General features: G+C 71.3%; 10 protein-coding genes. 6 read left to right on the forward strand and 4 right to left on the reverse strand.

Annotated features, from left to right (window positions below):
• A partial coding sequence (locus tag DEIPI_RS32840) for a CAP domain-containing protein (RefSeq protein ID WP_169737161.1) occupies nt 1-373 on the forward strand: 373 nt, incomplete at its 5' end.
• A 6-nt stretch (nt 374-379) separates the two neighbouring features.
• On the opposite strand, the gene DEIPI_RS0119505 is transcribed toward DEIPI_RS32840, so the two are convergent.
• Together DEIPI_RS0119505 and DEIPI_RS0119510 are read right to left on the reverse strand one after the other, a co-directional pair.
• Nucleotides 380-1,561 (reverse strand): VanW family protein, encoded by a 1,182-nt coding sequence (locus DEIPI_RS0119505; RefSeq protein ID WP_027482873.1) that lies wholly within the window; start codon nt 1,559-1,561, stop codon nt 380-382.
• Between the two features lie 102 nt (nt 1,562-1,663).
• Nucleotides 1,664-2,629 carry an alpha/beta fold hydrolase gene (locus DEIPI_RS0119510; protein ID WP_157463810.1) on the reverse strand — a complete coding sequence of 322 codons (966 nt, stop codon included), beginning with the start codon at nt 2,627-2,629 and terminating at the stop codon, nt 1,664-1,666.
• Nucleotides 2,630-2,781: 152 nt separating this feature from the next.
• Between DEIPI_RS0119510 and DEIPI_RS0119515 the strand changes: the two genes are divergently transcribed.
• The 3 genes from DEIPI_RS0119515 (at nt 2,782) to DEIPI_RS0119530 (ending at nt 7,557) form a co-directional block, all read left to right on the forward strand.
• Nucleotides 2,782-3,777 (forward strand): magnesium transporter CorA family protein, encoded by a 996-nt coding sequence (locus DEIPI_RS0119515; RefSeq protein ID WP_027482875.1) that lies wholly within the window; start codon nt 2,782-2,784, stop codon nt 3,775-3,777.
• 539 nt (nt 3,778-4,316) lie between these two features.
• Nucleotides 4,317-5,972 carry a diguanylate cyclase gene (locus DEIPI_RS0119525; RefSeq protein ID WP_027482877.1) on the forward strand — a complete coding sequence of 552 codons (1,656 nt, stop codon included), beginning with the start codon at nt 4,317-4,319 and terminating at the stop codon, nt 5,970-5,972.
• 28 nt (nt 5,973-6,000) lie between these two features.
• Nucleotides 6,001-7,557 (forward strand): histidine kinase N-terminal 7TM domain-containing diguanylate cyclase, encoded by a 1,557-nt coding sequence (locus tag DEIPI_RS0119530; RefSeq protein WP_027482878.1) that lies wholly within the window; start codon nt 6,001-6,003, stop codon nt 7,555-7,557.
• 43 nt (nt 7,558-7,600) lie between these two features.
• Here DEIPI_RS0119530 and DEIPI_RS35775 read toward each other — a convergent pair whose 3' ends face one another.
• A complete protein-coding gene (locus DEIPI_RS35775; RefSeq protein WP_169737162.1) occupies nt 7,601-8,260 on the reverse strand; it encodes a hypothetical protein in 660 nt (219 codons plus the stop codon).
• A gap of 76 nt (nt 8,261-8,336) precedes the next feature.
• On the opposite strand from DEIPI_RS35775, the gene DEIPI_RS0119540 reads away from it, so the two are divergent.
• Nucleotides 8,337-9,080: an SDR family NAD(P)-dependent oxidoreductase gene (locus tag DEIPI_RS0119540; protein ID WP_027482879.1), complete on the forward strand. Its 744-nt coding sequence runs from the start codon at nt 8,337-8,339 to the stop codon at nt 9,078-9,080.
• 17 nt (nt 9,081-9,097) lie between these two features.
• Here DEIPI_RS0119540 and DEIPI_RS0119545 read toward each other — a convergent pair whose 3' ends face one another.
• Entirely contained in the window at nt 9,098-9,694 is a 597-nt protein-coding gene (locus DEIPI_RS0119545) for a TetR/AcrR family transcriptional regulator (RefSeq protein WP_027482880.1), read from the reverse strand.
• A 103-nt stretch (nt 9,695-9,797) separates the two neighbouring features.
• Here DEIPI_RS0119545 and DEIPI_RS0119550 point away from each other — a divergent pair.
• The coding region (locus DEIPI_RS0119550) for a YhgE/Pip domain-containing protein (protein WP_157463816.1) at nt 9,798-10,592 on the forward strand (795 nt) is incomplete at its 3' end.

Here is a 10,592-nt window from a genome sequence, read left to right on the forward strand (position 1 = left end):
GGGGGGCGTGACCTGCCCGGACGGACGCGGTTCGGCGGCGGCACGACCGCTGACCTCCGAGCCGCGGCTCGCGCGGGCAGCGCAGGCCCAGGCGGACTTCATCTCCTCGTCGGGCGAGGTCACCCACGACGGCCCCGACGGCTCGACACCGAGAGACCGCGCCGCCGTGCAGGGCGTGAAGCAGGGTGCCGTCACCGAGATCGTGTACCTGGCTCAGCGGCCCTCGGTGGAGCGGGCCGTCACGTGGTGGGTCCACTCGGACGTGCACTGCGCCATTCTCGCGGACGACCGGTACGACCACGCGGGCGTGGCGGTCCGGCGCGGGCCGGGCGGCACGGCCTACGTGGTGGTGCTGGGCGGACCCGGGGAGTGACGGTCCTCAGCGTCCGTCCCGGAGCCTCGGGTCCGAGGGATTCACGCCGTACACCGCGCCCCAGGGACGGTACACGCTCTTCACGCGGTCCGTGCGGGTCTTTCCGCTCGCGAGATTCGTGACTCGCCGGTAGATCACGGAGGTCATGCCCTGCATGGGCGTGTCGAGCAGTCTGCGCCCTCCCTTCGCGACGCGCGTGTCGGCGGTGTAGGTGGGCTTCGCGGCGGGCTCGAAGTCCGTGACGATGGGACCGTGGACGCTCACCCTGCGCGCGGGGCGGGCGCCGAACAGGTCGAAGCGCAGCGTCTGCCGCGCGCGGTCCCAGGAGGCCTGGATGAACAGGGGCGCCTTCGTGTCGTTGCGGAACCTGAAGTCCTTGTCGGGCGCGTACACCGTCGCCTCGTACCCGACGGGGTCGTAGTACTTCACGCGGTGGGAATGCTCGTGCCGCTCCTCGATGGGAAAGCCACCGGAAAAGGCGGCCCGGAACAGCGTCGCGGAGACCTGACACAGCCCCCCGCCGTCCTCCTTTTCCAGCGTGCCGCCCGCGATGACGTAGCCCTTCACGAAGCCGTGCTTCGCGTCGACGGGACCGACCGCGCCGTTGAAGCTCAGGACCTCGCCGGGCTTCACGTAGGACTCCTCCAGCTTGCTGGCCGCGACGAGGATGTTCTTCTCCCTGAACGGAGGACTGCCCCGGTAGCTGGACGTACCGCTCGCGACGTGGAAGAGGATGCCCGCCTTCGCCCAGTCGCGAACGCTCCGGCGAGGCTCGGTGAGGTTCACGGCGAGTTCGGCCTCGTTCTTTCCGGAAAGAACGGCCCGGAGGATGTTCGCTTTCGTGCGTGCACGGTCCACGGTCCAGCCGGTCTGCTGACGCGCCACCCAGTGGCCGTTCTCGTTGCGCCAGTACGCCTCGCGGGGCGTGCGCTTCTCGACGAGACGGACGACATGGTCGAGCGAGGGGCCGAGCTCCGTGGAGAGACGGCCGAGCCTTCGACTGCGCGCGACGAGACGGCCGTCGAGGGTGAAGCGCTTCACGACGCCCTCGTCGCGCAACCGGCCCGAGACGATGCGTGGCTCGCTCGTCGTGAGGGTGAGCGTGAGGGACGGGTAGGTGCGTTCGGCGGCGCCCGCGGCGCCCGGTATGATGCCCGCCGCGAGGATCGTGAGGAGGAGACGATGCACCTCCTCACGCTAGAGGCAACGTGCCCGGCACGACCCGGAGCCGACTTTCGCCGTCTTGAGGAGGCGTTGCCCTTCTCTTGAACGAGGAGCCCCGCCGGGGGGTCAGCGCCCCTCGACCCTCACGGGGAGCGCCCCTCCCCGACGGGACGCCGCGAGCACGGCGCGTACGGCGGTGACGACCACCTCGTTCTCCGTGAGGGCGGCGCCCCTCGGGTCGGCCGGATCGAAGGTCAACTGACGTCCGTTCGACGTCAGGCTCAGCGCTTTCGCCTGCTGGGCGCGCAGCAGACGGGTCAGCGCCTGCCCGTAACGAGCAGGTTCGGCAGACTGGGCCGCCGAGGTGAAGGGGTTGGAGAGCGAGGTGACGACCACCACGGGCAGCGTGCCCGGCCGGGTCGCGGCACGGACGGCGCGGTCGCCGGCACGGACGTCCCAGCGGTCGAGGGGGGCGGCGCGTCCGGCGGCGTAGTCGTTCACGTACGTCCGCCAGGCCCGCAGCCAGCGCACGGACGCGATGTCCACGTCCTCCCCCTCGGGGATGGGACGCGACCGGAAGAACCGTGAGAGCGCGAGAGGGGTGTCTTCGTGCCAGGGATCGACGAGCACGAGCCCGGCGACGTGAGCGCGACGCTCCACGGCGAGGAGCCGGGCGATCTGACTGGCGAAGCCGAACGTGACGAGCACGACGGGCCCGGTGACCTTCAGCCTCTCGAGGATTCGTGACAGGTCGCGCGCGTGCGTCCTCGCGTCCGTCATGAAGGGAGCGGCGTCGCTGGCCCCGAGTCCGCGCGGCGTGAACGCGCAGGTCCGCGTGAACGCCGCGAGGTCGCTGAAGGCCGCCTGCTGGAAGCTGGGGTCGTCGCTGTCGTTGGGGGCGTACCCCATGACGGAGTCCCCGACGACGGGTCCACGCACGAGCACCACGGTCAGGGGCGACCTCGGGCCGTCACAGCCGAACCCGAGACGGTAACCGCCGACATCCACCGAGCCCGCGGGCTGCGCGGCGGCGGTCGCGGTGAGAAGCAGCCCGAGAAGGACGGAGCGGACGCGGATTGAGGACATCGGCATGCTGACCTCGGGTCGTGGTGAACTCCTCCCATCGTGCGCCCGGCAGGATCGTGCCTGATGTGAACCACCCACGCACAGGGCGGACTTCCCGGTTCCCTCATGCACCTGCCGTCACGGGCGCCGAGGTCCGGGCCATTTTCTAGACTGGCCGCATGATCCGCGCGATGTCCCTACTCAGTACCGAAGCGATCGACTGGCGAGTGGGCGAGCCCAGCGTCTGGGTGGACGTGGCCTGCCCCACCCCGGAGGAGGTGGCGGCACTGCGCGAGGTGTTCGCCCTGAACGGTCTCGCGCTCGACGACGCCCTCACGCATGGGCAGTGGAGCCGCTTCGAGGCGTACCCGGAGCACGTGTTCCTGGTGTTCCGCACGCTCGGCGCGCCTCGCGCGGACGCGGACGCGACGGAGCGGGTCAGCATGTTCTGGTACCCCGCGACGGACACGCTCCTGACGGTGCGGCTCAGGGACGTCGAGTACCTGGAGCGCACCTGGCGCGAGTTCGACGGCCTGCGACACGGCAGCGAGGAGCGCCTGATCTACACGTTGCTCTCGCAGGGGACCGAGACCTTCTTCGAGTTCGCCGACGACGTGGAGGCCCGCACGGACGAGTTGGAGGAGGGCATGTTCGTCGGCGTGAGCCACCCGGTGGACAGCCACGAACTGACGAGGCGGGTGTTCGAGGCGAGACACGAGATCATGGACGTGCGGCGTCTCGTGAACAACGCCCGCGCGAGCGTCTCGGCCTTCGCGCGGCACGCGCGGGTGGTGACGGCCGGGTACGCGAACGGACTCGACCGAGGGCAGGTGCGGCTCGACCCGCAGGCGCAGGAGGTGGCCCTGTACTTCCGGGACGTGGTGGACTCGCTCGACCGGGTGTACGACACGCTCGACTCCGCGCGTGAGGTGCTTCCCAGCGTGATGGACGCGAGCCTGACCGTGCAGAGCAACCGCATGAACGAGGTGATGAAGACGCTGACGGTCGTGTCGGCGATCTTTCTGCCGCTCACGTTCCTCGCGGGCGTATGGGGCATGAATTTCGCGCGGATGCCGGAACTGGGCTGGCGGTACGGGTACGTCGTGGCGTGGTCGAGTTTCGTGATCGTGGCCGTTTCGCTGGGCTGGTACTTCAAGCGGCGTGGGTGGTGGTGAGGTCGGCGGGCGGTCTCGCGCCGCCGACATGAGGCCGCGCTCTTCCTGAGGGACCGCTGAGCATTTCGGTGCGATGAAGCCCGGTTACACACATGAGTCGGTCAGGTTCCTGACGATGGGACATGCTCGTTTCGCAGATCGACGTCCACTGGCTGTCCGACCGTGAGGCGACGCGGGAAGCACTCCGTGACGCGGTCGTCCTCGTCCACTCGTGTGGAACGCCGGCCGACGAGGACCGCGTGGCCCGGCTTCTCACTCGTTCGTACGGACGGCGTCTCGCCCGGAGCGAGCTGCGGACGCTGCGCTGCGAGACGGACCTGTTCATTCACGAATTGCGTCGTCGCGTAGGACGCGCTCGGACCATCGCGGACGCCTGAACGAGAAAGGTCGGACGGACCCGTGATCCGTGGGTCCGACGAATATCCCTGCCGATGCATCTGAAGTTTCCCTTCATGTTAACAGCCTGTTAAAGATTTGTGAGTACTGTGAGGTATCCGACTGTCCAAGCCCACCCCACCCATCCACACGGAAGGTACTCCATGACCACGCACGCCGACCCCCATCAGGCGACCACCGAGCGACTTCACGCCCTGCTGGAGCACGCCCACCGGACCGACCTGACCCCCGAGGAGCGCCGCGCCCTCCTCCAGCACGCCCACGAGCAGTCCGTCGTCACGAGCGACGAAGCCCGCACCGCGGACCTCGAACGAGCCCTCGCCGACCTCTGCGACCCCACCACGGCCCTCTCCTACGCCCGCGCCGCCGCCCGCCGCTACGAGACCCTCGGGGAGACCTGGAAGGAAGCCTGCGCCCTTCTGCGCGAGAGCGAACTCGAACTCGACGATCTCGCGGCGCTGCGCCAGGCGCTGGCCGCCGGGCGCCTCGCCCGGAACGCGGGACACCCCGACCTCGAACTCCGCGCCCTGCACGCCGCGGCGAGCGCGTACGCCACGCTCGGTCACCCCGGAGAGGCCGCTGCCACCCTGCAACTCGCCCTCACCCTCGACGCCGCCGCTTCCGAGCGCGAGCAGGCGCGGCTCCTCCTCGACCTCGCCACCGCCCTGCACGAAGCGCGCGATCTCGCCGAGGCCCGGGCGACCTACCTCACGGCCGCCAAACGTTTCCCCGCCGTCAGCGGAGAGCACCGCCGCGCGCTCACCGGGCTGGGCGAGGTCCTGCTGGAGCAGGGCGACGCCGCGCGCGCCGCGGCCTTCCTCGAACGCGCCGCCGACGTCGCGTCGCACCTTCGCGACGATCCGTCGAGGCAGGTCGCGCAGACCCTCGCCGCCCTCGCGCAGGTCCTCGCGAGTGTGGAAGTGGACGAGGCGCGGGTCCGTCAGGCCATCTCCCTCGCCCGATCGTGCCCGCCCGCCCTCGCGCTCCGCGTGATCCTCGGACTGGCACGGCACGCCCTGACCTCCGGAAGGGCCGACCTGGCCACGCCCCTCGCCGCCCACCTCACGGAGCTGCTGCACGCCAACGTCGCCCTGCTCGACCGGGCCGAGGACGTCGAGCGCCTCCTCGCCGACCTCGCGGAGGACAGCGGCGACCTGCGCGCCGCCCTCGACCATCAGCGGCTGAGCGCCGAGCACCGCCTCGCCCGCCGCGAACGGGAACTCGCACGTGAACGCGATCTGCTCGCCGCGCGGTACGACGTGGAGCTCCAGCTCGCCGCGAGGCGCGAACGGGCCTCCACCCGTACCAGAGCTCCCGAGGCGTCCTCCACGCCGCTCCCGGGCGGCGCGCGCTCACGCGAGTACGGCCTCGAACAGCTCCAGCGTGACTACCGCCGCTGCCTGCGCGCCAAGACCGACCTCGGCGTCGCCGTCGTCGGACTCGACATAGAAAGCGAGACCAGCGGCGCCGACGCCGCCCGGCTGCACGCCGCCTTCACGACCTTCCTCGTGAGCACCCTGCGTGACACCGACACCGTCGCCGATTTCGACGGGCGGCGCCTCCTCGTGGTCCTTCCCGAGACCGGACCCGTCGGCGCGAGACAGGTCATGCAGCGGCTGCTCCAGCGCGCCCTGGAACGCGCGTGGTGCCCCGCCGACCTGTCCCCGCCGTTCCAGGTGTCCGTCGGACTGTGCAACCAGGGATTCGTGCAGGGAGCGCGGCTCATCCTGGAATCCGCCGACGAGCAGTACTACCGCGCCCGGCGCGAGGGCGGCGACCGCGTCTGCGCGGCCGAGTGACCTTCTCCTCCCCTCCCCTGGAGAACCCGTGACGTTCGCGTTCACCCCGTACGCCCTGCCGTTCGTCCCGACGGTGCTGCTCATGGCGCTCCTCGCGTGGATCGCGTCGAGGCGCGAACGGCGCCTGGCGCGACCCTTCATGGCGCTCATGGCGGCCCTGATCGCGTGGACGGCGTGCTACACGCTCGAACTGCTCAGCCCGACGCTGGAGGGCAAGACCGTCTGGATGGTCGCGAAGTACCTCGGCGGCGGCGCCGCGCCCGCACTGTGGTTCGCGTTCTCCCTCGTCGTCACCGGAAACGAGCGGCGACTGCGCGGATGGGGAGCGGCGGCGCTCGCCGCGCTCGTCGGGGTCACCTGGCTCGTGGTGTTCACGAACCCCGCGCACCACCTCATGTGGACGGACGTCTGGCTCGTGCCGGGAGATCCGGAGTCGCACGCCGGGCACGGCCCGTTCTTCTGGGTGTACGCCGCGAGCAACTACCTCCTCACGACCGGGAGCGCCCTGCTGTACGTCGCGCACTACCGCACCCGTCCGCCGCTCTTCCGCGCGCAGGCGGCCCTGCTCGTCCTCGGCGGCTTCGCGCCCCTGCTCGGACGCATCCCCGAGGACGCCTTCGGCATCGACGTCATCCCCAAGCTCGACAACGTCATCTTCCTGCTGCTCGTCTCCTCGGTCCTGTTCGCCCTCGCCGTGTTCCGGTACGCCGCGCTCAACCTCGTGCCGATCGCGCACCACCTCGTCATCCGCGACATCGGCGCGGCCGTCGTCGTGCTCGACGTGCAGGGCCGCGTCGTGGACCTCAACCCCTACGCCCGCACCCTGATGGGAAGCGGCCCTCGCGGAGCGACCGGCACGCGTCCGGCCGCCCTCCTGCCCGAGTGGCCGGACCTGACGGACGAGGACGCGGCGGAACGGGAACTCCTGCTCGACCGTCCCGACGGCCGACGCTGGCTGTCCCTGCACGCGACGCCGATCCTCGCTCCACAGGGGGGCCGCGCCGGGACCGTCGCGGTGCTGTTCGACGTGACGCGCCGCAAGCTCGCCGAACTCGAACTCGAACGCTCCGCCCGGACGGACGCGCTGACGGGCCTCACGAATCGCCGCCACTTCCACGAGCTCGCGGAGCTCGCCGAGGGCCGCGCCTCGCGCTCCAGGCACAGTCTCGCCGTCATCATGATCGACATCGATCACTTCAAGAAGGTCAACGACACTCACGGCCATGGGGCGGGCGACGAGGCCCTGCGGCACGTCGCGCGGGTGTGCTCGTCGCGCGTGCGCGCCACGGACGTCCTCGCCCGGTACGGAGGCGAGGAGTTCGTCGTGCTGCTCGAAGGCGTGGGCGAATCCGACGCCGCCCTCGTCGCGGAGGAACTGCGCGCCGCCGTGGAACGCTCGCCCGTCACGCTGGAGCACGGGCCCCTCCCGCTCACCCTCAGCGTGGGTGTCGCGCTCACCGACGTCTCGTCGGGACTGGACCTGCCCGGGTGCGTCACGCGCGCCGACCGCGCGCTCTACGCCTCCAAGACCGCGGGGCGCAACCGGGTCACGGTCGAGCATGCACCCACGCTGGCGTCCATCTGAACGGTTCCCCCCGGAGCACGCGAGGTCCCGACACGCGCTTGCTTCAGGGCTCCTCGCTCACGGGCGCGAGGGCGAGCCGCAGACTGTAGCGCTGAGCGCCCCGCCCGGCGCCGTAACGGTCCGACAGCGCGAGGAGTTCGGCCTGCAGGGCCTTGGCGGCGGCGTGATCGAGGGTGGGGAACGAGAAGGTGTAGACGATGGCGGGCGCGTCCTCGACGAGCAGGTCGAGCTCCCGGTCGGGGCCGAAGGCGAAGTCGGCCCTGAGGCGCCCGTCCGCGTCCCGGTAGACGCGCTTGCCCACGGAGTGCTCACCACGCTTCGCGCCCCAGGCCCGCGCCTCGCTCGACACGGCCCGCGCGAGGCGCTCCTCGCGCCGGGCGAACTCCTCGACGAACCACGCCTCGAACGACTCGAAGCTGGTGCTGCCGTAGGGCAGGAAGAAGGCGTCGGCGGCGGCGCGGTAGTGCTTGACGGGTCGTCCGGCGCGCGGCTCGACGCGCGTCACGATCAGCAGGCCGACGCGGACGAAACGGCGGACGCGCGCGAGCATCGCGTCGAGGGTCACGTCCAGCGCGAGGGCCGCGTCGCGGACGCTGCGTTCGCGCGCCAGGAAGGGTTCGAGGTAGCGCCGCGTGTCCGCGTCCGCGAGCGCGCGCGCGGCGTCCGGGTGGGTGATGACCATCCAAGCGGGTCTACCGGTCACGGCCTCTGTCACATCCGGTAGCGTACGGCGACCCTGAGGGCATGATCAGTCGGATGTCACGCGGTCGGGGGAAGGCATGAGGGTCAGCGGTCGTTCGGTGCTCGTCACGGGCGGCTCGTCGGGCGTGGGGTTCGCGCTCGCGCGGGCGTTCCTGGAGCGGGGGAACACGGTCACGATCGTGGGGCGGGACGAGGAGCGTCTGCGCCGCGCCGCCGCGACGCTGGGCGGGGTGGAGACTCGGGTGTGCGACGTCGGGGACGCGCGCCAGGTGAGGACACTGGTCGCGTCCCTGGAGGGCCGTCCGCCCGGCGTCCTCGTGAACAACGCCGCCGTGCAGCTGAACTACGACTTCACGAGCGCGGACCCGGAACGGGCGGTCCGCGACGTGGACGAGGAGGTCCGGGGGAACTTCACGGGGCTGGTGCAGCTCACGGCGTTCGCGTTGCCGTTGCTGGCACGGCAGGGGGAGGGCGCCGTGGTGAACGTGACGTCGGGTCTGGCACTCGCGCCGAAGCGCAGCGCGGCGGTGTACAGCGCGACGAAGGCGGCGGTGCGGACGTACACGAAGGCGCTGCGCGCCCAGGTGCGGGCGGCGGGTCTGCCCCTGCTGGTGGTGGACGTGGTACTCCCGCTGGTGGACACGCCGATGACGGCCGGGCGGGGTGACGGGCGCAAGGTCAGTCCGGAGTTCGTGGCGAGGAGCGTCCTGCGGGGCCTGGAGCGGGACCGCGCGGAGGTGCTGGTGGGGCTGGCGCGGCCCTTCGCGGCGCTGCACCGCGCGGCGCCGCGCGTGGCGGAGCGGTTGCTGCGGGACGGCTGACGCCGCGAGGGACGGGGTCAGCCGCTCCGCGCGTCGTCGTGGCCGAGGACCTCGCGGACGCCGCCCCGGACGAGGGCGCGCAGGGTCCGGGCGAGGCCGGCGGCGTCCACGGCGGGGTCCGTGGCGGCGCGGTAGGCGAGACTGCTGAGCAGGGTCGTGACGACGAGGAGCACGGTGGGGTGGGCGCGTCCGGGGTGATCGCTGCCCAGGGGGAGCCTGCGGGCGACCTCGTCGTGGAAGTCGTGCTGGCGCTTGCGGAAGCTGGGGCCGCCGCCGCTGTGGAGGAGCGCGAGGGTGTCGCGCTCGCGCAGGAGCAGATCGAAGACGGGCTCGATGACGTTCGGCACGTCTCCCTGCCCGGCGGCGGGCGTGAGCAGGGGTTCGAGCCGGGCGAGCAGGAGGTGCAGGCGTTCGTCGAGGAGGGCGTCGAGGATGCCCTCGGGGGAGGTGAAGTAGCTGTAGATGGTGGGGCGCGAGGTCCCGAGGGCGGCGGCGATGTCACCCATGGTGACGGCCTCGAAGCCCCGCTCGACGAAGAGGCGCGCGCCGGCGTCGAGGATCTGCCGACGTCGGTCGGCGGAGGGAAGGCGCTTGCGGGGTTCGGCGGCGGTCATGGGTCCAGTCTATCCGTTTTCTGACGTTTTGTCACTTGACGATGTGTCGACGAAGCGGCATCATGGGTGGAGCTGACACCACGTCAACAAGCGCGAGGGATCCATGACCGAACCGACATCAGAACCGACGAAGACGACGCGCCCGCGCGGGATGCTCGCCGACTACCGAACCCTCACTCCCAGCGAACGGTCCCTGTGGCGCTACCCCCTCATGTGGGCCGCCGCCACCGCCATCCTGTTCATCCCGCTCGCCTACGCGGGCATCTACCTCGCCAGCGTCTGGGACCCCTACGGCAGCCTCGACCGCCTTCCGGTCGCGCTCGTCAACGCCGACGAGGGCACCACCGCCCGGGGCAGGACCTACAACCTCGGCCGGGACCTCGTCGAGAACCTCCGCGAGGACCCGCCCGTGAAGTTCGTCGACTACCCCACCGAGGCCGCCGCGCAGGCCGCCGTCCGCCGCGGCGACGTGTACTTCGCGCTCAGCGTCCCGAACGACTTCAGCCGCAGGGCCGTCGCGGGCAGCAGTGCCGAGCACGGCCGGCTGCACCTGTACACCGCGCCCGGCACGAGCTACTTCGCGAGCCGCGTCGGCGCGAGCGTCGCCAAGGAGATCACCACCAGCCTCAACACCAAACTCGGCAGCAACCGCTGGGACGTCGTGCAGACCTCCCTGGAGGACGTCCAGAAGGGCTTCCGTGACATCAAGGACGCCACGAGACGTCTGCGTGACGGCGCCACGAGCCTTCAGAGCGGCGCCGGACGGCTCGCGGACGGCGCCGGAACCCTCGCGGACGGCGCCCGCACCGCTGCGAGTGGAAGCGCGCAGCTCGCGAAGGGTGCGCGCGACCTCTCCGGCGGCGTCACCCGGCTCACGGACGGCACGGCCACACTCTCG

It is taken from the genome of Deinococcus pimensis DSM 21231, assembly GCF_000519345.1.
Lineage (GTDB): Bacteria > Deinococcota > Deinococci > Deinococcales > Deinococcaceae > Deinococcus_A > Deinococcus_A pimensis.